19 protein-coding genes are annotated in these 20,619 nt (G+C 69.1%); 8 read left to right on the forward strand and 11 right to left on the reverse strand.

What is annotated here, in order from left to right; translation table 11 throughout:
• Positions 1-4: 4 nt before the first annotated feature.
• The 4 genes from ACQPZF_RS11630 to ACQPZF_RS11645 form a co-directional block, all read right to left on the reverse strand.
• Positions 5-1,633 (reverse strand): ABC transporter substrate-binding protein, encoded by a 1,629-nt coding sequence (locus ACQPZF_RS11630; RefSeq protein ID WP_433271131.1) that lies wholly within the window; start codon positions 1,631-1,633, stop codon positions 5-7.
• A gap of 19 nt (positions 1,634-1,652) precedes the next feature.
• The gene (locus ACQPZF_RS11635) at positions 1,653-2,666 is read right to left on the reverse strand and encodes an Lrp/AsnC family transcriptional regulator (RefSeq protein ID WP_433271146.1); all 1,014 of its coding nucleotides are present in this window, start codon (positions 2,664-2,666) and stop codon (positions 1,653-1,655) included.
• 274 nt (positions 2,667-2,940) lie between these two features.
• Positions 2,941-3,192, reverse strand: coding sequence for a hypothetical protein (locus ACQPZF_RS11640; RefSeq protein WP_433271148.1), 252 nt, complete (start codon positions 3,190-3,192; stop codon positions 2,941-2,943).
• Positions 3,193-3,463: 271 nt separating this feature from the next.
• Positions 3,464-4,054 carry a TetR/AcrR family transcriptional regulator gene (locus ACQPZF_RS11645; RefSeq protein ID WP_433271150.1) on the reverse strand — a complete coding sequence of 197 codons (591 nt, stop codon included), beginning with the start codon at positions 4,052-4,054 and terminating at the stop codon, positions 3,464-3,466.
• A 116-nt stretch (positions 4,055-4,170) separates the two neighbouring features.
• Here ACQPZF_RS11645 and ACQPZF_RS11650 point away from each other — a divergent pair, with 116 nt between their 5' ends.
• The 7 genes from ACQPZF_RS11650 to ACQPZF_RS11680 all read left to right on the forward strand — a co-directional run bounded on the left by ACQPZF_RS11650 (position 4,171) and on the right by ACQPZF_RS11680 (position 10,924).
• A complete protein-coding gene (locus ACQPZF_RS11650) occupies positions 4,171-4,398 on the forward strand; it encodes a hypothetical protein (protein ID WP_433271152.1) in 228 nt (75 codons plus the stop codon).
• 414 nt (positions 4,399-4,812) lie between these two features.
• Positions 4,813-6,246: an endonuclease/exonuclease/phosphatase family protein gene (locus ACQPZF_RS11655; protein ID WP_433271154.1), complete on the forward strand. Its 1,434-nt coding sequence runs from the start codon at positions 4,813-4,815 to the stop codon at positions 6,244-6,246.
• 206 nt (positions 6,247-6,452) lie between these two features.
• Positions 6,453-6,842 carry a hypothetical protein gene (locus tag ACQPZF_RS11660; RefSeq protein WP_433271156.1) on the forward strand — a complete coding sequence of 130 codons (390 nt, stop codon included), beginning with the start codon at positions 6,453-6,455 and terminating at the stop codon, positions 6,840-6,842.
• A gap of 13 nt (positions 6,843-6,855) precedes the next feature.
• Positions 6,856-7,008, forward strand: coding sequence for a hypothetical protein (locus ACQPZF_RS11665; protein ID WP_433271157.1), 153 nt, complete (start codon positions 6,856-6,858; stop codon positions 7,006-7,008).
• Positions 7,009-7,500: 492 nt separating this feature from the next.
• A complete protein-coding gene (locus tag ACQPZF_RS11670; protein WP_433271159.1) occupies positions 7,501-7,920 on the forward strand; it encodes a hypothetical protein in 420 nt (139 codons plus the stop codon).
• Complete coding sequence (locus tag ACQPZF_RS11675; RefSeq protein ID WP_433271161.1) at positions 7,917-9,161, forward strand: ATP-binding protein; 1,245 nt, start codon at positions 7,917-7,919, stop codon at positions 9,159-9,161. The genes ACQPZF_RS11670 and ACQPZF_RS11675 overlap by 4 nt, the downstream gene beginning before the upstream one ends.
• Positions 9,158-10,924: a tetratricopeptide repeat protein gene (locus ACQPZF_RS11680; protein WP_433271163.1), complete on the forward strand. Its 1,767-nt coding sequence runs from the start codon at positions 9,158-9,160 to the stop codon at positions 10,922-10,924. Before ACQPZF_RS11675 ends, ACQPZF_RS11680 begins: the two co-directional genes overlap by 4 nt.
• An 18-nt stretch (positions 10,925-10,942) precedes the next feature.
• Here ACQPZF_RS11680 and ACQPZF_RS11685 read toward each other — a convergent pair whose 3' ends face one another.
• Together ACQPZF_RS11685 and ACQPZF_RS11690 are read right to left on the reverse strand one after the other, a co-directional pair.
• Complete coding sequence (locus ACQPZF_RS11685) at positions 10,943-12,997, reverse strand: acyltransferase family protein (protein WP_433271165.1); 2,055 nt, start codon at positions 12,995-12,997, stop codon at positions 10,943-10,945.
• Positions 12,998-13,371: 374 nt separating this feature from the next.
• Complete coding sequence (locus ACQPZF_RS11690; protein WP_433271167.1) at positions 13,372-16,104, reverse strand: ABC transporter substrate-binding protein; 2,733 nt, start codon at positions 16,102-16,104, stop codon at positions 13,372-13,374.
• 454 nt (positions 16,105-16,558) lie between these two features.
• Here ACQPZF_RS11690 and ACQPZF_RS11695 point away from each other — a divergent pair, with 454 nt between their 5' ends.
• Positions 16,559-16,849, forward strand: coding sequence for a DUF4342 domain-containing protein (locus ACQPZF_RS11695; protein ID WP_433271169.1), 291 nt, complete (start codon positions 16,559-16,561; stop codon positions 16,847-16,849).
• A 215-nt stretch (positions 16,850-17,064) separates the two neighbouring features.
• Here ACQPZF_RS11695 and ACQPZF_RS11700 read toward each other — a convergent pair whose 3' ends face one another.
• From ACQPZF_RS11700 to ACQPZF_RS11720, 5 genes are all read right to left on the reverse strand, one after another.
• Complete coding sequence (locus ACQPZF_RS11700) at positions 17,065-17,433, reverse strand: STAS domain-containing protein (RefSeq protein WP_433271171.1); 369 nt, start codon at positions 17,431-17,433, stop codon at positions 17,065-17,067.
• Complete coding sequence (locus tag ACQPZF_RS11705; protein WP_433271172.1) at positions 17,430-18,683, reverse strand: SpoIIE family protein phosphatase; 1,254 nt, start codon at positions 18,681-18,683, stop codon at positions 17,430-17,432. The genes ACQPZF_RS11700 and ACQPZF_RS11705 overlap by 4 nt, the downstream gene beginning before the upstream one ends.
• Complete coding sequence (locus ACQPZF_RS11710; RefSeq protein ID WP_433271174.1) at positions 18,683-19,492, reverse strand: alpha/beta fold hydrolase; 810 nt, start codon at positions 19,490-19,492, stop codon at positions 18,683-18,685. The genes ACQPZF_RS11705 and ACQPZF_RS11710 overlap by 1 nt, the downstream gene beginning before the upstream one ends.
• 219 nt (positions 19,493-19,711) lie before the next feature.
• The gene (locus ACQPZF_RS11715) at positions 19,712-20,152 is read right to left on the reverse strand and encodes a hypothetical protein (protein ID WP_433271176.1); all 441 of its coding nucleotides are present in this window, start codon (positions 20,150-20,152) and stop codon (positions 19,712-19,714) included.
• Positions 20,153-20,239: 87 nt separating this feature from the next.
• The gene (locus ACQPZF_RS11720) at positions 20,240-20,614 is read right to left on the reverse strand and encodes a hypothetical protein (protein ID WP_433271178.1); all 375 of its coding nucleotides are present in this window, start codon (positions 20,612-20,614) and stop codon (positions 20,240-20,242) included.
• Positions 20,615-20,619: the final 5 nt, after the last annotated feature.

Here is a 20,619-nt window from a genome sequence, read left to right on the forward strand (position 1 = left end):
GGCATCACGCCGTCGCCCGGACGCGCTGGATCCAGGTCCCGTCCAGGATGTCGGACTGGTTCACCGGCGCCGAGAAGGTGAACCCCTTGCCGAGCGCGACCACGAAGTTCGGCGCGTACAGCGGGATGTAGGGCAACTGCTCGGAGATCTGCGTGAGCACCGACTGGGTGGCCGCCCACCGCGCGTTCCGGTCCACGGAACCGGTCAGCGCCTTGACGTCGTCCTCGATCTTCGGTGTGGTCCAGTTGGCCAGGTTCAGGCCCGGCGCGGCGATGCCGGCCTGGCCCACCACCCGCGGCAGCACCGCGTTCGGGTCCGGGATGGTGGCGATGAGCTGCATCGACTGGATGCCCGGCGTGTCGTGGGCGAACACCCGCTTCGCCCACACCTCGGGGGACTCCGGTTTCGGCGTGATCGTCACACCCAGTTCCTTCATGTTCTCCTGGAGGTTCAGGATCGTCGGCTCCGCCCACGGCGAGCTGGTGGTGTAGGGGATGGTGACGCTGAACCCGCCCGGCGTCCCGGACTGCGCCAGTTCGGCCTTGGCCTTGGCCTTGTCCAGGTCGTACTGCGGCAGGGTCGCGAGGAAGCTCTCGGCCGTCGCGGGTGATCCGGCGACCCCTTCCAGCAGGGTCTGCGGCACCAGGCCCCGGAGCACCACGCCGTTGGCGCCGTAGACCGCGCGGGACACGCCCTGCCGGTCGATCGAGTAGGCGACCGCACGCCGCGCGTGGATGTCGTCGAACGGCGGCTGCGACGTGTCCAGGGTCAGGTAGCTGGTGACGTTCGCCGGCAACTGGACGGTCTGCGCTCCGGAGATGCCGTTCCACTGCCCGATCTGCTTGACGTTGGTCACCTGGGCGCCGTTGATCGAGTTCGAGCGCATCGCCAACTGGCCGGTGTTGTCGTCCTTGATCGGAACGAACGAGACCGCTTTGGCCTTGGGCGGGTCGCCGGCGTACTTGGCGTTGCGCTCCATCGAGATCTTGTCAGGACCGCTTGACTTGAACACGTACGGTCCGGAGCCCACCGGCAGCCCGGACGGCGTGCCCAGTCCCGAGCCGGCCGCCTCGGCGGCCTTCTTCGACTGCACGTAGGAGATCACCGCGAGGTTGTCGCGCGCCGTCGGGTCGGGGAACTTCAGCTTCACGGTGACCGTCGTCGGCCCGGTCGCCGTGATGCTGTCGATGCTCTTGACCCGCCCGGCGGTCTGCGCGCCCGCCTTGGCGTCGGTCACGTGCTGAAGGCTCCACACGGCGTCTTCGGCCGTCACCGGGGTGCCGTCGGAGAACTGCGCGCCGGGCGTCAGCTCGTACACGACGGACGTCGGATCGGGCTGGGTGACACTCGCGGCCAGCGCGGGGCGGAAGGTGCCGTCGTTCGACACCCGTTCCAGCGGTTCGGTCACCAGGCTGAGCACCTGCTGGGTGTTGACCGTCGCGTCCTTCGCCAGGTCCAGTGACACCGGGAGCTGCTGCAACGCCCAGACGAAGCTGTCGAACTCGGTCTCCACACCGGCTGCGGTCCCGGTGCCGGGGCCGGGACCGGGGCCACCGGCGCACGCGGTCACGAGCAGGCCCGCGGCTGCGGCGGCCACGACCATCTTCCGTCTGCGGCTGTCGAGAATCGTCATCGTTTCTCCTTTTGCGGCATTACTCGCCGTCCGAGCCGGGCACCCCGACCGGGAGGAAGGCCCGTTTGAGGGTCCGGACGTTGATCGACACCCGGGTGCCGCGCACGCCGGGGAGGTTGCCGAGCACCTCGGTCCGGAACCGGAGCAGGTCGGCCTGGGTGGGCATGATCAGCTCCACCAACAGGTCGCTGTCCCCGGCGGTGGCCGCCACGTACCGCACTTCCTGGCGCGCGGCCAGCGCGCGCACCGCGTCCGCCAGAGCCGACGGCGCGAGGTCGACCCAGGCGAACGCCTGGATGTGGAAGCCGAGCAACCGGGCGTCCACCAGGGTCATCGGGTGCACCCGGCCGGCCGCGATGAGCGCGTCGGTGCGGCGGCGCACCGCCGACTCGCTCAAGCCGGTCGCCTGGGCCAGGTCGGCGAAGCTCATCCGGCCGTCGACCCGCAGCAGCTCGGCGATGGCCTCCTCCACCGGGTCCAGCGCCATCGGCTCCTCGTCCGGAGCCAGGTCCAGCAGCGGCAGGCGCACGCCGGGAATGTCGGCGACCAGTGAATGGCTCCAGTCCACAGTAGACTTGAACTCCCGCAACACCGGTTCCGACATCGACTCGAAGGTGGCGTCCACCCCGGTCAGCGTGTCCAGCAGGATCGTGGCCAGGTCTTCGGTGGACGGGGTGATGAACTCCGCGAGCAGCCCGTAGCGACCGGTCAGCACGGCGACCATGCGCACGTCCTGCCTGGCGACCAGGTGATCGGCCAGCGTCCGCAGCGACTTGTTGGTGACCGCGAAGTACACGGTCACCGGGAAACCGCGGCCGGTGCGGATCGAGTCCACCACGACGGTGGTGCGCAGGGCGCCGGATGTGGTCAGCGCCCGTACCCGGCGGGCCACCGTGGACTCGGAACTCTCCACGGCCCTGGCCAGGTCCCGCCAGCTCACCCGGGGGTTGGCCTGCAAGGCGGCGGCCAGGCGCGCGTCCAGGGACGCCCGCTCCCACCACCCGGCGGGCGTTCTTCCGTCTGGTGAACTCATGCGGGCACCGTACGTCCGATGACGGTATCCGTCTATAGTCGATGCGAAAGTGATGAGATCCGCAACGCCCTCTAGTGCAAGTGATGACCTTGCGGAGCGTTCCATCCGACGGAACGGTCATCAGGAGCCGGGCGCCGGCCCTTGCCGGCGCACCGGAAAGAGCGAGGCCGAGGCCGGGGTGGTGTCCCGATGGTCGGCGGCTCGCCAACTGGTGTGAGTCGGTCCGAAGGCGCAGTGCGGACGGAGAGTCGCCGCGGACCCGGCATGCGTCCGCTCAGCGCCGGTCTTCCCGGATGTGGGTGTAGCGGCCGGGCATGACGATGCAGTACAGGCCGCCGGTCTCGTTGGTCATGCAGTAGACCGGTCGTGTCGAGTCGTCGCCGGTCGTGTCGCTCTGGTCGCCGATTTTCTGGATTGTGATGCGCTGCGGGTCCTTGGGTGGCGGCGCCGGCACGGTGTCCTTGTCCCACGGGTGCCACGCCAGCAGGCCTCCGCCGATGCCGGCGACCAGGATCGCGGCTGCCAACAGGCCATTGCCGGCCCGGGGTGGTGTGGTCGTGGCCTGCGGCTGAGGCGGTGACGGCTGCGGTACAGGGGTCTCCGAGTGCGACATGCCGGACAGTCAACACCATCGCATTCCCGATCGGACAGGCTTTGCACACCGAACACACGGCCAACACAACACTGCCTGCTGATAGGTCTTTGCGGCCGGACTCGGCGTCGTAGAAGTGCGCGACGACGCAAGTACGAACCCGGACGTCGAAGTGTGCGCGTGTGGCGAAGGACGGGTAGGTGCTTCACGTGCTCGTGAAGATGCGGTCGAGTTGGTGGTCGATAAGGGCTACGGCTCGTTCGGGAGTGTGCTGCCCGAGCAGGACGCCGGCTTGCAGCCCCTCGGCGCCCGCTACGAGGAACGCGGCCTCCGCCGCGGGGTCGATGTGCTGGACTACCTCGCTGAGTTGCTGTCCCCGGGTGAGCAAGCCGGCGACGAGGTTCTCCAGTGCATCCGGTTCGTTCTGTGCCGCTTCGGCAAGGTCTGGGTCGGTCAGGAAACGGACGAAGTACGCGGCGTACACGAGATGCCGGTTCCGTCGTTCCTCGTCCAGGGGGAGCAGTTCCAGCAGCACTCCGCGCACGACGGTGCGCGTGCCGGGTGGCTCGCCGGACGTCGTCAGGCGTTCTCGGGCGCGTCGCTCGGCTTCGGTGTTCAGGATTTCGAGCGCGCCGAGCAACAACTGGCCGCGTGTGCCGAAGTAGTACTGGAGAAGTCGGGCGGAGACGCCGGCTTCAGTGGCGACCTGCCTCAGGGTCACCTGTTCCAGGCCGCCTCGGGTGGCCAGTCGCCACACGGCTTGCGCGATGTGGCGACGACGCAGGTCGTGGTCCACCTGTCGGGGCATGCCGCTCGTCCTTCCCGAGAATCCCCGTGGGGACGTTGTGGTGCGATCGTACCAAGACCTGTTATGGTTCGATCGCACCACAACATCGAGTAGGAGATGACGACATGCGAGCGCAACCTCTGGCAGGCCTGATCGTGGGCATGGTCCTGCTGGTCCTCGGAGCACAGGGCGGTATCCGGCTACTGGCTGACCGTGCCAATGCCGGACTCCTCGGCTGGGTTCCCGGTGGGTTCCCGGTGTGGCTGTCCTGCTACGTCGTGATCACCGCCGTCGGTGTGCTCCTGGCCGGCTGGGGTAGCGGCAAGGTGAAGCGGGCGGAACGTGACGGTTGATCGGCCGGAAGGTGTCACCGGCGCCGGCTCGATCGACGCTGTGGCCCGACACATCGATGCCGGCTGATCTTAGTGCCTTCGGGCGGAAGTTCCGGCCACCGCATAGTGGTGTCGTGCTCGGCATGGAGGTGCGACGATCCGACATGTTCAGGGGGTTCGCACGGGTGTCGCGCATGGTGGCGCGCATACGGTGCGCTGGGGCTTCGTGTCCTTCGTCGTTAGTGCGACTTCGTGTGCCCTCGTGCTGGACGCAATTCCAGGGGAGGGGTCATGACGAGGACTCGTCGGGGGAATCGGATGATCGTCGCAGCGACCGCTGTGGCGTTGCTTCCACTGTGGACGTTGCCGGTCTCGGCGACCCCGCAGGAGGTTGATTTCCCGAGTAGGACAGCACCGGACCTGGCTGCGGCGCGAGTGTGCAACATCGGAAGTTGCAGTGCGGAGGCGACGCTCACCGTCAACGGTTCCGGCCGCGAAATCCTCACTGTCAAGGACAACCACGCGGACGACAGCTCCGCGGTCGCGGTGTACTGGGTCGAAGGCCGCACCGGCCCACCCGTCTACGTTTGGGCCCACGGCGCCGGGACCACGACCGTTCACCAGATCGAGCCGGATGTGCCGGCCGGGAAGTACGTCAAGTTCCGCGCCTGCATCGGCGAATACGGCGCTCGGCAAGTCCTGTGGGACACCTGTGGAGAGACGCAGCAACCCGCCGGGGTGACGGCCTCGCCCGACCAGCCCGCCTCCACCTTCGCTTCGCGGTCGACCGCGCCGTTCCTGGAGGATCGGGTCAAGGTCATGACCTGGAACCTGGGCGCCGGTGCGGAATTCGAGGAGATCAACGGCTGGGCGGACACGATCGCCGCGCACCGGCCCGACATCGTCGGTGTGCAGGAGGCGTGCAAGAACGACATCGACGGGGTGGCGAAGAGGCTTCGCGAGACGCACGGACTCGACTACCAGCTCGAATACGGGATGGTGGAGAGCAAGGCCTACTGCGGCATACCGACGTCCGACTTCGGCCAGGCGATGCTGTCGCTGCGCCCCATGACCGACGTCAAGATGGTCAGGTACGCGACTCAGAGCTCCGAAGAGAAACGTGGCTACATGTACGGCACCGTCGATGTGGACGGCGCGTTGGTCCGGGTCTTCAACACCCACCTCGAAGAGCCGGGAACGCCGGAACTCACCGCGCAGGCCAAGGAGTTGGCCGAGGCGACCATGGCGGTGCCCCGAGCACTCGTCCTCGGCGACCTGAACGCGTCGCCCGAGGTGGGTCGGGAGACCACGTACCGACCGCCGGACCAGCACCTCGCCCTCGTGCCGCTGTTCAACGCCGGCTTGCGCGACATCGATCGCAACTGCAACCGCAACACCAACCCGGGTTGCGCGGGCACCCGGATCAACTCGGGCCGCAAGTACGACTACATCTTCATGCGGCTGCTGACCGAGACCGCGCGGCCTACCGTGCCGGACACCACGTTCTCCGATCACCGCCCGGTGATCGGGACCGTCCGACTCAGCCCGGACTGGGCGGAGGCGTCGGCCTGCAACTACAATAGCTGCGTTTCCAAGGTCACCTTCCAGCCGGACGGCGAACACCTGTACGTCGAGGACGCCAATGCGAACGGCCTCTCCGCCGTCGGCGTCTACTGGGTCCAGGGCAGAGGCCGCAACCACACCGTGGTCTGGAACTCGCACGGCCACGACAGCCCGGACAATCCGGTCGACGCCAATCTGGAGATCGCCGAAGGGCAGTGGGTCATGTACCGGGCGTGCAGCGGTGACGGAGGCACCCGGACCGTCTTCTGGGACACGTGCGGCAACGTCCACTTCGCGTTCGCCTGACAGGTGCTGGCCGAACTCGGGTTCGCCGGCCACGGCGGTCATCTCCGCGATTCCGGGTGCGGGCGGGATCGGCGAGTCCTGTGGATGAGCCGGATTCAGTCGGTGAGGCGGAACGCCAGCAGGGTTTCAGGTCCGTTTCAGGGCACGTGGCGATAGTGCGGCGAGCGCGGTGCTTCCGCCGCCCTGACGGTCCGTGGAGGTCGAGCATGATCAGGAAGTGGCTGACGATGGCGGTCGCCTTGGCGTTGTCCGTGGCACCACCGGTGGCGCAGGCGTCACCGGTGGTGCCCAACGCTGTCGTCGCCCTGCACTGGGCTCCGGTGCACTACCAGGACACCAACGGTACGAACTACGACGCCGACTACCTCACCAAGGTCGATTTCGACGGGGACTGGTTCGCGGACAACAACTGGGAGAACCAGGACGACGACCCGTCCCGGCTGACCGGCGCGGTGTACTACTCGGTCGTGACGACCGGGACGCACTGGTTCCTCGTCTACGGCTTCTTCCACCCTCGGGACTGGAGCAACGTTCTCGTTCCCGGCGTAGAACTCCCCGGCGACGTTCGCGCAATTCGGTGTCTTCAAAGGCGATGACGGCAAGGACGACGTGGCCAACGCGCCATGGGGTTGGGACGACCACGACGACGGTTCCGCACTGCAGAAGGGCCTGCTCGCCACCGACCCGGCCAAGCTGGTCGAACGCTACTTCGACGGCACCGGCAACTTCAGCCTGACCTACATCAGCAACGGGTACCTCTGACCGGCACGCTCGGCGCGGGAGAGCAGCCCCGCGCCGAGCAGTGTCCGGGGAGCCGCCGGCGCTTCGGTCGGCGTCAGCCGTGAAGCCCGGATCGCCGGGTAGACGCCCGCGTGGCGGCCTGGCAGGCGTGGCGTGAATCGGCGGGTGTGGTGCGAACGACCGATGCGGCCCGCTCGTCACTCGAATAGCTTGTCGGTCGCGAGTGCGGGTGCTCTGGGATGTAAGGGTTCCCGGTAAGCAGTGGACGTACCGGCACGCTCCGCTGGTCACCCGGGATTCGGTCTACCTCCATCCGTACTCGCTTGGGGCGATGGTCGTGGACGTCGTGACCGGTGAAGTCCGCTGCTTCAGCCAGCCGGGGAACCGATGGCTTGACCCGCGTCGGGTCACGTGACGGGAAGGCGCTGTGGCAGACACATCGAGTCGTGACCGCCACTGTGGACAGCGGAGCAGACGAGAGAGAACCGAATGACCAGAGACGACAACTCCGAGGTGGTCGCCGAGTTGGACCGCCTTGATGCGGCGGTCAAAGCAGCGCCCGCGGGAGACACGACGGCGCAGATCGCGCTGTGGCGGCAGGTGACCGCGTTGGAGCACTGGTTCTTCATCGCGCGGGGCTCGGCCGACCGTCCCCGTCCCTATGCCGTGGCCGCCGAGCAAGGGCCGATGATCTGCCTCTACAGCAGCGCCGCACGGGCGAATGAAGCCACCCGCACCCTCGGACTGGTCGACTCGGGGAGTGGCGCGGCGCCGTTGTTCAGCATGCCGGTGTCGGCTGCGATCGACTATGTCGCCTCGTTCGGCAAGGCCGGCGTCTTCGGTGTGACGCTGGACCATCCGCGGCTCGGTCACTACATCCCGCTGGCGAACCTGGGTCTGCTCAAGGGCTGGATCGAAGGGGCCGGGCAGTGAACGGCGCCGATCCGGGCGACAGCTTCGTCGAGGTGATCGCCCGCGAGGTGGAGGCCGACCCCGGCAATCTGGCGTTGCGTGAGGACTTCATCACCCTACTGCTGGAGCAGGACCCGGGCCGCGCCGCCACCGAACTGAAGGCGTTCGAGGCGCTCGGCGGTGATCCGGCGCGGGTCCGCCTGCTGCGTGCCCGGCTGATGGCGGCGCGGTTGCGGACCTCGAACCCGCCGCCGCCCGCCGAGACCGCGCCCCCAGCCGCGTCGTCCGCACCGACAGCACGGTCCGCGGGAAGCGAACCGGTTCCGACCCCGGCCCACCAGGACCGTCAGGACAGCAGCGCTGCCGTGTCAGAGTCGCTGTGGGACGCCGAACGCCCGGCCGTGACGCTGGCTGACGTCGCGGGCCTCGCCGAGGTCAAGCGGCATCTCGACACCGCGTTCCTGGCTCCGCTGCGCAATCCCGAGATGGCGGCGGCGTTCGGGCAGAAGCCGGGCGGGTCACTGCTGATGTACGGCCCACCCGGGTGCGGCAAGACGTTCATCGCCAGGGCGATCGCCGGCGATCTCGGTGCGTCCTTCCTCCACGTGACCCTCGCGGACCTGCTCGGCAAGTGGGTCGGGGAGAGCGAGAAGGCAATCCAGAGCGTGTTCCGCAACGCACGCGCGGCAGCGCCGTGCGTGATCTTCTTCGACGAGTTCGACGCGCTCGGCGGACGGCGTACCTCCGGTGGCGGCGGGTCGCAGACGATGCGGATGCTCGTCACCCAGCTACTGGAGGAGCTCGACGGCGTGGCCGGCGTGAACGACGGGGTCTACTTCCTGGCCGCCACGAACCGACCTTGGGACATCGACTCCGCGCTGCGCCGACCGGGCCGGATCGACAAGACGGTGCTGGTGCTGCCACCGGACGCGGTCGCCAGGGCGGCGATCGTCCAGGGCGCGCTGGAGGGCAAGCCTGCCGACGGCGTGGATGTCCTCGCCGTCGCGGCGGCCACGGAGGGGTTCTCCGGTGCTGACCTCAAGCACTTGACGACCACCGTGCTGCAGCAGGCCATGGTCGAGTCGATGAGCGGCGGTGAGCTGGTGCCGGTCACCACCGACGCGATGCTGGCCGCGGTCGGCGGCATCACCCCGTCCACGACGTCCTGGTTCGACCAGGTGGCGCCGGTGCTGGAGTACGGCGTCGACGACGGCACTTTCGACCAACTCCGGGTGTACCGGGTCAAGCGAGGCATGCGATGAGGAACTCCGGCCGCACGGCCGCCGACGACAACGACGCCGTGGAGCGAACCCTGGACCTCGCCTGGGAGCTCTTCGCGGCACAGCCGGCGCATCCCAAGGTCGCCGAGCTGGCGTTGCAGGTGCTCGCGGCCCAGCCGGAGCGGAGCAGCGTGTCGCTGTTGCTCGCCAACCACCTGGAGGTCTGCGGCCAGGCCGGCGAAGCGCGGCGTCTCTACCTCCAGGTGGCTGGTCGCCGCGACCACCAGTTCGTCAACGCGGCTCGTGCCCTTCGACATCTCGCGTTCGCCGAGCACGATCATCCCGAGGCGCTGCGCTGGGCGCGCACAGTGCTGGGCGAGGACCACGAGGAGTGGGGCGACTGGACGGAGCTGGGCTTTGCCAAGGCACTCTGCGGGGAGCACGAGGACGGGTGGCGCCAACTCGACGAGGCGGTGGCGCTGTGCTCTCGGACGGCACCGGACGAACTCCCCAACGCGCTCGGGAAACGCGCGGCGTATCTGCTGGGGAGCTTCGCACCACCCGACCGGTTCGTCCCCGCGGCCGAGGAGGCCGTCCGGGCCGATGCGGCGAACTCCTGGGTCGCTCTGATGCTCGGCTGGTCCTACCTGGTGCAGTACCGGTTCGCCGACGCCGAACAACTCGGTCTGCGACTGCTGCGCGAGAACCCGACAGAAGACCTGCTGCAGGGCCTGGTGGGGACGGCTCGGACGATGCTGCGGATCGTCGAGAACGCTCACGCCCAGGACATCACGCTGGAGGACATCCGCCGCACGGGGGCGATCGAGCTGGGGTGGCGGCAACTCCGCGACAAGATGCTCGGCACCGACCTGGCTTCCGCGCTGGCGGCGTTGGACGACGTGCTGCCCGCCGACCTGCGCGCCACTCTGCGACCAGGAGCTTCGATCTCCGATGTGCCCGAGAGCGACAAGCTCGGCTCCGTGGCCGCGGAGGACCTGGTGGCCTGGCACGACGGCCAGCAGCCGGGCTCCGGTGCCGCCTGGGGGCTGGCCGAGCCGTTCCGCCTGCTGTCAGCGGCCGAGATCATCGCCATGAGCGCCGAGATCGAGGCCGACCCGGCAGCGCACCCGGACTGGCCCGAGAACGAGGTCTGGGAACAGGTGATGACCGACGACGCCGGGGTGTACCTGGTCGTCGTCGCGCTCGGGGCGCTGGTCAAGCGTCGACCCGGACATCCCGACGAGCCCGTCGCCGAGTCGATGGCCGACTGGATCTGGGACCGGGTGGTCGACTTCGGTGGTCGGGACCTGCGACCAGCACCTCGGCGGACCGAGGCTCTGCCGACCGACCTGCCCCCTGTCCCCGGGACGTCGTTGACCGGCGTCATCGCGACGATGTACGCCGCTCTGGGTGCGTCCGAGCGCTCTGCACCGTATGCGGAACTGCGCAGGCTCTTCCCCGACTCGACCGTCCGGCAGAGTGCGCTGGACCCGGTGGACTCAAGTCCGGACGGCGTCGACATCGCCTTGCTCGACGGGCTGGTGAAGAAGATCACGGTCGATGTCGCGCTCTGCCCGAGCGCTGACCGCGTGATCTCCGGGCTCGACCTCGACGGGCAACGGGGACCGGTCGATGCCTACGTGCGGGCGCACGGCGCCCTTGCGCACAACAGTTGGGAGAACCGCGCCATCAACGAGGTCACCGTCAACTACGACCTCGCCGAGCATCGACTCGGCTTGCAGTGGGAGACAGGGAGACTCGCCCGGATCTCCGTGTCCGCCGCCGGCCGGCCGGCCGATGGCTGAGGTCGGGTTCCACCGGGGCTAGTGGTTGTCGCCCGCCTGACCGAACCGCCCGTCGAGCGCTCGTTCGAGGACCGGGGACATGGTGCTCATGTAGGTGGCGCTGACATGGCTGTCGTCGAGGTAGACGTAGACGTTGCCGACGACCGGCGGACAGGTGTCCCCGGGGCAGAAGTAGTCGCTGAAGTCCAGGAACTCCACATTGGACGGCAGGTCGGGGATGCGTGCGTACGGTGGTTCGGGGCTGAGCAGGTCGGCGCGGGGAGTGCTGCACCGGGGTGCCTCGGCACCGTGGGTGTTCGCGCACTCCGAGGGTTTGAAGGGGTGTCGGGGGTTGTCGCGCACGGCCGCGACGGCGATCCCGGCTTCCTCCAGGTTCCGCCACTGGGCGACGAACCCCGGTGGCGTCTCCTCGGTGTGCCCGTACCGGACGTCGCGGGTGCCGTTGGCCAGCACGAGGTCGGGTCGCAGGGACAGGATCTTGTCGACGGCGTCGGCGTTCCACTTGAGGCACTTGGCGTCACCGGGCATCGCGTTGGACTCGGTGGAGAACGGGCAGGCGCCCTTGTTCATGGCGATGACCTCCCAGTTCCGGCGCCGGGCGACCTGGTCGAGAGCGGCGAGGTACTGCTGCATGTGGGAGTCGCCGACGACGACGATCCGCTTGTCGGGTTCGCCGGTGACGGGGCTGTGGCAGGACGTCAGTTCCTTGTTGTGGGCGGCCGTGGTGCAGGTGCCGCCCTCGATGCCCGCGAAGTCCTTCGGCAGGGCGACTAGCGGCGGCGCGACGGGGGGATGCTCCGCACCCCAGTACTCGAAGCCCGGTTCGAGGGCCATGGCGCCGGGGTGATCGGGGTCGTCGACGACGGCGGCGTGGAGGGACGCCTTGCGCTCGGCGACCACCTGCCAGCAGCCGGCCGCCACGAGGACGGGAACCAGCGCGAGTGCGGCGAAGCGATAGGCGCCCCGACCCGTCGCCACGCCGATCGACGATCGACGGACCGGCCTCTCCACGAGGTGGTGGGTCACCACGGACAAGACCAGCGACAAAGCGATGACGGCCGCACCGCCGTGCGGACCGGGTTCGGTCTGGTCGCGGACGACGAGGTAGAAGACCAGGACCGGCCAGTGCCACAGGTACAGGGTGTAGCTGAGGTCGCCCAGGTAGCGCGCGGGACGGGTGGAGAGCAGCCGGTCGGCGCCGAACACGCTCCCGCTGCGGCCCGCGGCGATGACCGCCGCCGCGCACAGCGTCGGCCACAGCGCGGCGTAACCGGGAAAGGCGCTGCCGACGCGGAGGACGAGACCGCAGGCGACGAGGCCCGCCAAGCCGGCCCAGCCCAACGCCGGCCGCACGGAAGCGGCGGGGGTGAACGCGTTGACGCCCAAGGCGAGCAACCCGCCGAGCGCGAACTCCCACGCCCTGGTGAGCGAGTGGAAGTAGGCCAGCGGTTGGTCGGTGGAGGTGAGCACCACCGACCAGGCGAGCGAGGCGGCGAACACGACCGACAGACAGGCCGCCACGGCTCGGCGCGGCGCGTGACCACCGCGGCGGGCCACCGCGACGACCAGGGCGATCAGGAGCGGCCAGACCAGGTAGAACTGACCCTGGATGGACAGCGACCAGTAGTGCTGGACGACGCTGGCCTCGTTGTGCTGCTCGAAGTAGTCGGCCGAGTCCGTGACAAGCTGCCAGTTCTCCAGGTACAGCGCGGCGGCGACGACCTCGCGGATGGTCTGGAACCACTGGTTCTCGGGCAGCAGCACGAAGCCCGTGACCAGGACGACCGTGAGAACGGTCAGCGCGGCGGGGAACAGCCTCGTGACCATCCGCCCCCACAGCGGCCGAAACGCGATCCCGTCGCCCGCCGCCGCGCGCAGCAGTTGGCCGGTCACCAGGAAGCCGGAGATGAGGAAGAACACGTCCACGCCACCCGACACGCGGCCGAGCCAGACGTGGTAAACGACGACCAGGATCGCCGCGACGCCGCGCAGCCCCTGCAACTCCGGGCGAAATCGGCCGGCCGCGGCCTCGGACGCGTGGTTGCGGGCGCGGGCTGCGGTGAGGACGGGCACGGGCGACTCCAGGGACGGTCGGTCACGGACGCCGACCAGACTTCCCGGCACGCCAGCCGTCCGCGTGGAACACGGTTCGGCGGGCCTAACGCTACCGAGTCGGGCACGCGACGGCCAAACCGGCAGGAACGCGCCCGGCCAGGGGACAGGACCACCGCCCCTTGGATCAAGTCGTTCCTGATCGGCGCGATACTGTCCCCGACCGATCCGGTGTTCGCCGTCGGCGACTGGGCGGTCGCGGTGGTCGCGATCCTCTTGGTCCGGCCCGCCGCGGTGCTGCTGTCGCTGCTGCGAACATCTTTGCCGATCCGGGAACGGCTGGTCGCGGCGTGGTTCGGGCCCAAGGGGTTCGCCTCGGTCGTGTACGTGCTCGCTCAGCCAGCGGGCAGGACGCAGGATTCGTCGCAGGTCGCGCGGAGCGCGGGAGGGTCGCCCTGCGTGACGCGGAGGACCGAGATCCGCTTCTGGCGCGGGACCTGTCCTCCCTGGAAGTTGATCGGCCCGCTCTTGCCGTTCAGCACCGGCCGACTGCTCGGGTCGGGATCGGGGCCGGGGATCCCCGGGAGGCGGCCGATGTCGCTGATCGTCTTCCACAGGTCGCCGGATGACGGCCTGGTGACGGGGAACAGCTCCTTCATCGCGTGCGAATAGAGGTCGAGGGCGTCGTAGGCCAGTGTCGCCTGGCCGTCGACGAAGGAGCGCGGGTTGGCATCGCACTCGGCTTTGAAGATCTGCTGCATCTTCCGGTAGATGTCCTCTTTCGCGTTGCAGTACTCGGCTCCGACCGCGAAGGACAGCACGTCGTACTCGACGCTCGGGTGCTTCCCGCGGAGGTCCGCGTCCGCGGCGTGCCGCATGACGTCGTCGCCGGCCAGCAGGGCCAGTTGTTCGGGGCACGTGCCGGCGATACCGTCCAGGAGGTCGGAGAACTCGCCGGGGCGGCCCGCGTAGACGACGAGCGTGTCCGCCGTGCTCGCGCAGAGCTGCTGTCCGACGGCACGGGCGTCCGTGTGATCTTTTTCGGTGGTGGGCTGGTAGACCAGGTCGTCCACCACCTCCCTCGTCTCTCCCAGACTCTTGTCCGTGAACCGGGCGCGGAAGCTCCTGGCGAGATCGGTGGAGTAGAGGTCTTTTTCGTCCGCCGAACGCACGATCTGGACCTTGTTCTTGCCCTGGTAGTGCTTGTTCGCGTATTCGACGGCGACCAGGGCCTCCCGGTCGTTGGTCGGCGAGATCTGGAAGTACCTCGACGACGCCGCGGGGAACTGGTTCGCCGACAACGTGGCGGCTACGGTGGGCAAACCCTGCCCGCCCAACTTGACGACCGTTTCGAGGGTCGTCTGGCGGCTCTGCGCCAGGCCGAGCACACCGACGATGGTCGGGTCGCGGCGCATCCAGGTCTTCAGGTGCTCGACCAGTTGGTCGCCGTACTGCATGGCCCGGCCGGCGTTGCCCAGCAACACCCTGATCAGCGGGTGCCCGTTGCCGTTGTCGTCCAGCAACCGGGCCTGCATCGCCGCCACGCCCATGAGCCGGGCGGTGTTCGTGGCCAGCAACTCGGGCTGGCCGCTCATCGCCGACACGTACACGACTGTCGCGTAGGGCCGGTCCTGGTTGTCCTTTTTGGCCTGCTCCACCTTCTCGTTCTGCTTGGCGATCTGGTCCTGCACGTGCATGAAGCGGTCCCTGAGCCCGCTGCTCCCGCTGTCGAGCAGGGGGATCGCCCTGCTGCTCACCCCGACGCAGTCGGCGGGGTCGAGCCTGGTCAGCGTCTCGAAGTTCGAGTCGCCCGGCGACAACCCGCAGTGCCGGTCGCGTTCCTCGGCGGCGGTGGTGATCCGCCAGTACCCGCCCGCCGCCACGGCGCCCAGCAGGAGCACGACCACCACCACGAGGACCGACGTGCGCGACCAGATCGGGGCCGGCCGCACGGTCAGCGTCGCGAGCGGCGGCACCTCGCCGGGTTCGACCTCGACCGGCGGCACCCGCAGCGGCAGGAACCACGCCGTGGGCCGGCGCGCCCGGCTGTTGGTGGCGAGCTTGCGCGTCCAGGTCTCGTAGGCGCGCCCGGCGTTCTCCACCCACGCCGGGGCCCGCTCGTCGGCCGCCGCCGCGTCGGGCGGCACCTTCTCGCTGCCGCTGATGATGATCAGCGGGTCGAACGAGCCGGTGTCGTTGCGCACGTCGTTGATCAGTTTCAGCAGGGCGTAGCCGCCGTTGTCGCGGCGGATGCCGTCGAGCAGCACCACCGGATACACGGTGCGCCGGGCCGAGCGGACCCGCCACAGCGAACGCCGGTACCCCCGGCGGACGTCCTCCAGGAACGCGTTGACCAGGAGCTTGGCGAGCTGCCCGGCGTCCTCGTGCGGCTCCGAGCCCCGACCGGGCGCGAGCGTGCCGGTGAGCCGTTCGGCGAAACCGAGGAACGTGCCGGGATCGTGCGGCGCGAGGTAGGGCTGGCGCAGCAGCCACCGGTACTCCCGGCCCGGGACCAGACCGCGCAGCTTCGCCCGGAACAGGAACGCGGGCAACAACTTCAGCGCCACGCGCGCCCACCACGGCGCGGCGTCGGCGGCGGTGTCGAACGCCTCCCTGGGTATCAGGTCGTCTTCGCTGCGGCCCCGCAGGTCGCGTTCGCGCAGTCGGGTGAGGAGGCTCGTGGCCGACTCGTGCTCGCCGCCTTCGGCGTGCTGGTTCATCAACCAGTAGACGAGCCGGAAACGCGGGAACACGTGCCGCCCGTAGCGCCCGTTGGCCGCGCCGGACAGCTCGCGCGCCACCTCCGCCAGCACCGCGCCCACCTCCGCGACCTGGTTCGGCGACAGGTTCTCATCCTCGGCGTCGGGAAACTGGTGGTAGGCATGCGGAACCCGGCCCGGGTAGGCGCCGCGCAGGTGCGCGCGCAGGACCTTGAGGAGCCCGGCCGACCTGGGCTCGCGGACCAGGCAGACCAGCGGGATGCCCCGGTCGTTCCCCGGGCGGGCGCCCGGCCGCCCGCCGGGCAGTTCGCCGAACGTGGGGCGCTCGGTCAGGTCCTGCACCAGCTTCACGAGTTCGTCCATGACCTCGACGGACGACGTCGGCTCGGCGGCGTGGATTTCGGTCACCGTTCTCCTCTGACGTGAGGTCGACTCCCGAACGAGGGGAATCCGACTGTAGGCCGCGCGCCGCACCTGCGTTCGTCGAAGGAGAAGTGCGGCTCGCGAATTCCGCAGAACTGCGGAATTCGGTGTTCATGGGATCGGGTCCGTTGTCGGGATTTCGCCAGATTCCCTCCATCAGAACGGCACGTGCTCCGGTTCGCGACAGTGTGTACGGGATGTGTATGAGGTGCGACACGAGGGTTCGCAGATACATGCCCCGGGGGTGCGGCGCCCGCGCTGCGGTGAGGCAGATGCCGGGCAAAGTCGGCTTCGCGGTCCCTGGCGCAGGACCGGTGGCGGCGGTGAGCGGTCTGCTGAGGGATGAATCAGGCGGGGGTCAGGGGAAACCCTGATGGCAGGGTGTCCGACCGCGGGCACGCTGGAGGCGTCAAGGGACAGTCGCAGTTCGAGGAGAGTCATGAGCGAATCCAAGCCCGAGTCCTCCCGTGCCGCCGTCGACGCTGTGGTCGACGCGGTTCGCGGGTTGGTCAACGAGGGCATCAACCGCCGTGTGGTCGTGCGTGACAGCAAGGACGATGTGGTGCTGGAGGTGCCGGTGGCTCTCGGGGTGGTCGCGGCGCTGGCCGCTCCGGTGGCCACGACGATCGGTGCCGGTGTCGCGCTGATCGGCAGGTGCGGGATCAAGCTCGAGAACCGCCAACAGCCCGGTAACCGGCCCGCGACGAGGGTCGACACCGGGCAGGTGTAGCCGGCGGTCGCGGTTGCCTCTGCAGGGACGTGAATGCGGGCGGGACGCCGAGGGCCGGTGCCGTCGTCAGTGGTGGTGACGGCGCCGCGCTTGGCGCTGTGGCCGGGGACCGCTGACCTGGCCGGTCGGCGACCCCGGTCACTTCCGGGTCGTGCTGGATCGCCGCGGCGGGCATTTCATGCGCTACTCGCGCACCGCCGGCGGTGCCACCGTCGTCAGCGTTCCGCGTTCGGTGCGGTGGCCCACGCCTCGTGCGCCTGGTCGGTGGTGCGGTAGGCGAGGAAGACAGCGGTGAGACCGAGCAATCCGAGGGTTCTGGTCAAGTGGGGAGGCACGCCCGCCAGAGCGAACCCGGCACCGGTGGTCAGCGCACGTTCCCGGGCCGCGATGAGGGTGGTGATCCCGCTGGAGTCGCAGTAGAGCAGCCCGGCCAGGTCGAGGACCAGTTGATCGCCGGCGTGGAGTGCGAGGTGCTGGACGGCATCGTGCGCGGCGGGGGCGGTGGACGCGTCGAGTTCCCCGGTGAAGGTGAGGACCGGCCCGCTTCCGGTGGTGCGTGCGGAAGCGGCGAAACCGGTGTTCACGGCTGGGTGTCCGCTGGTCGGGGGATGCCGAGGGCGAGCAGGGCGGTGTCGTCCTCGACGCCGTCGCTGAAGCCGGCGAGCAGGTCGGTCAGCGCGCTGATGGCCTCCGGCGCGGTGACTGGTGCCGACGCGGCGAGGAAATCCAGCAGTTGCTCCTCGCTGTAGCGGGCTCGATTCCGGGTGGGACGGGCTTCGGTGAGGCCGTCGCTGTAAAGCAGCAGGGTGTCGCCCGGACCCAGGTGCACAGTGACACTGGTGAAGGTCGCGTCGGGCAGCGGGCCGACGAGCATTCCGCCCGGGGTGAGGAGGAACTCCGCGGTGCCGTCGGCGCGCACCACGATCGCGGGTGGATGACCGCCGCTGGCCAACGTGATGGCGCAGCCCGTGGCATCGGGAACGAGCCAGCCGTAGATGACGGTGCAGAAGCGAGGGTCGCCACCGCGGGACTGCTGGTGCAGCACGGTGTTGAGGTTGTCCAGCACACCAACCGGGTCAGGGTCGAAGACCGCGGCGGCGCGCAACGTGTAACGGGTCAGCGAGGTCACCACGGCCGCGCCCGCGCCTTTGCCGGACACGTCGCCGAGGAACAACCCCCACGTGCCACCCGCGAGTGGGAACACATCGTAGAAATCGCCACCGACCTCGTCGACCGACGCCGGGTGGTAATAGGCGGCCACTTCCATCCCGGGCACCGTCATCAGCACCGGCGGCAGCAGGGTCTGTTGCAGGGTGGACGCCAGCTTTCGTGCCCGGTCACGTTCCTCGTCGGCCTGCTGACGCGCACGCAGCAGTTCTTGTTCGTAGGCGCGGCGGTCGCGGGCGTCGAAGATGGTGATGCGGATCAACTGAGCTGCTTCGTCGGCGCCCTTCTTGACCGTCGCGGTCACCAGCACCGGCAGCCGCTCTCCGTCCGTGGTCTTCAGCTCCAGTGCGAGGCCACCGGCTTCGCCGTGCATCGCCAACGTCGGGGCGATGTGGGTCTCGTAGTACATCCGGCCGCCGACGGTCAGCAGATCCGGGAAACGGCGCCGCCCGACCAACTCGTCACGCCGGTAGCCCAGCCAGGTCAGCAGCGTGGTGTTGACCTTGGCGATGGTGCCGTCCATCAGCGTCGAGAGGTATCCGCACGGGGCGTGCTCGTAAAGGTCCTCGGCGCTGTCTTCCAACAACGCCGAGAACGTCGTCCCCAGGGTGTTCTCGTCGTCGGATGGACCGTCGTGACCGCCGTCAGCGTCACCGGTCTGGCACATCACGGCGCGTCCGCGAACGCCACCACCGCCGCGGCGGTGGCCTCGGGGGCGCTCAATTGTGGACAGTGCCCGGTCGCGTCCAACGTGACCAGTTCGCTGCCGGCGATCTGGTCGTGGACGAACTGGCCGACCTCGGGCGGCGCGATCGCGTCCTGGGCGGTTTGGATCACCAGGGTCGGGACAGTGACCTTCGGCAGATCGGCGCGGTTGTCGGACAGGAAAGTGACCTGCGCGAACACCCGGGCGATCGCCGGGTCGGTGCGGCAGAAGCTGTCCGCCAGCTCACCGCCGAGTTCCGGCCGGTCGGGATTGCCCATGATCACCGGCGCCATGGTCGCCGACCAGCCCAGGTAGTTCGAGTCCAGTGAGCCGAGCAACTCGTCGATGTCGGCGCGACTGAACCCGCCCCGGTAGTCACCTTCATCGACGTAACACGGGGACGGGGTCAGCAGCACCAGCTTCGCGAACCGCTCCGGCTCCCGATTAGCCGCCAGGACCGCGATCATCGCCGACACCGAGTGCCCGACCAGCACGACGTCACGCAGATCGAGCTCGGCACAGAGGTCCAGAATGTCCTGGGCGTAGGCGTCGAGCGTCGCGTACCGCTCGGCCGACCACGCCGAGACATCCGACTTGCCCGCGCCGACGTGGTCGAACAACACCACCCTGAATCGCTCGGCCAGCACGGGGGCCACGAGCCGCCACAGATTCTGATCGCACCCGAAACCGTGCGCGAGCAGCACCGTCGGCCCATCGCCGCGGCCGATCACCGTCACGTTGTTCCTGCGGGCAGCGTCCACGATGCCCATCCTGCCACCGACCAGCCGGACCGGACACGGCTGAGCGCTGCACACGCCGCATCACCCTGTGGCTGACCGCTGAGGGTGCGGCGATCCGGGTGCGTACTCGGCGGTTGTGCCCCGCCACGGCACCCTTGAGGTCGTGCGCGAACCGCACCGTGATGGACAGGCCGCCCTCGGGGCGGGCGCGGGTGGTGAGGGTGGCGTGGTGCGCTTGGTGATCCCCGGTCAGCGGCGGCCGGTGGCCAGGATGACGAGGAACTGGCCGCCGCCCGCCTCGACGTCGGCGGTCACCGGCAGCCCTGGTACCAGTCGGGAGAACCGGTCCACCAGCCAATCCGCCGCCGCCTGGGCGTCCGGCCTGGTCGGACAACGGGCCACCATCTCGCGGCCCCCCTTGCGCTCCAGCCTCCCGGCGACGGTGATCAGCGGCGCGGGTTCGACCACGTGCAGGCGGTCCGGCCAGGCGATGACCACTTTGACCGCGCCCTTGCGGGTGTTGCACCCGCGGTGCGCGAGCCGCTCGGCGACCTTGGCCTTCCGGTCGGCGGTCCGGCTGTCGACGCTGGGCCCCCGCGGGTCGTTCACCGACATGTCGGGGTCGACCGGTTCGTCGCACACCCAGCACCGCCAGCCGTCGCGCTCGGCCACATCATCGAGGAGGCTCACCCGAGCAAACTAGCCTGCCGGCCCCCCGCCCCGCGCACCAGTGCGGTCAGCACCACGCGATCACCCCTGGAACTCGCGGAGAACATGTCAATGTGCCGCCAATGATTGGTACTCCTGGTACATGGCGGCCAGCTTGTGTGGGTCACGGGCATCGGTGAGGAATCCGTCGACCAGTGCGAATAGCGTGTCGACGGCCCGCCTGTGCTCCTCGGCGCTTACCGGGTCGGTCGTTCGTCCCGATTCCTCCACCTCGAAGGCCAGGCGTAGGCAGAGGGCCGACCAATCGAGACTGGAGTTGTACCCGAGGCGGACCAGAAGCCACTCGCGGAACCCGCGGAGCAGTGCGAAGTCATTGCCAAAGTCGCAACCACGGATAAAATTGACCGCCGCCGGGTAGGAGCCGTCCAGGCCGTACATGCCCGGCCTGGCGTGGACTCCTTTGAGCAGGTTTTGGAGGTGCAAGCAGG

This window comes from Actinosynnema sp. CS-041913 (assembly GCF_050942485.1).
Classification (GTDB): domain Bacteria; phylum Actinomycetota; class Actinomycetes; order Mycobacteriales; family Pseudonocardiaceae; genus Actinosynnema.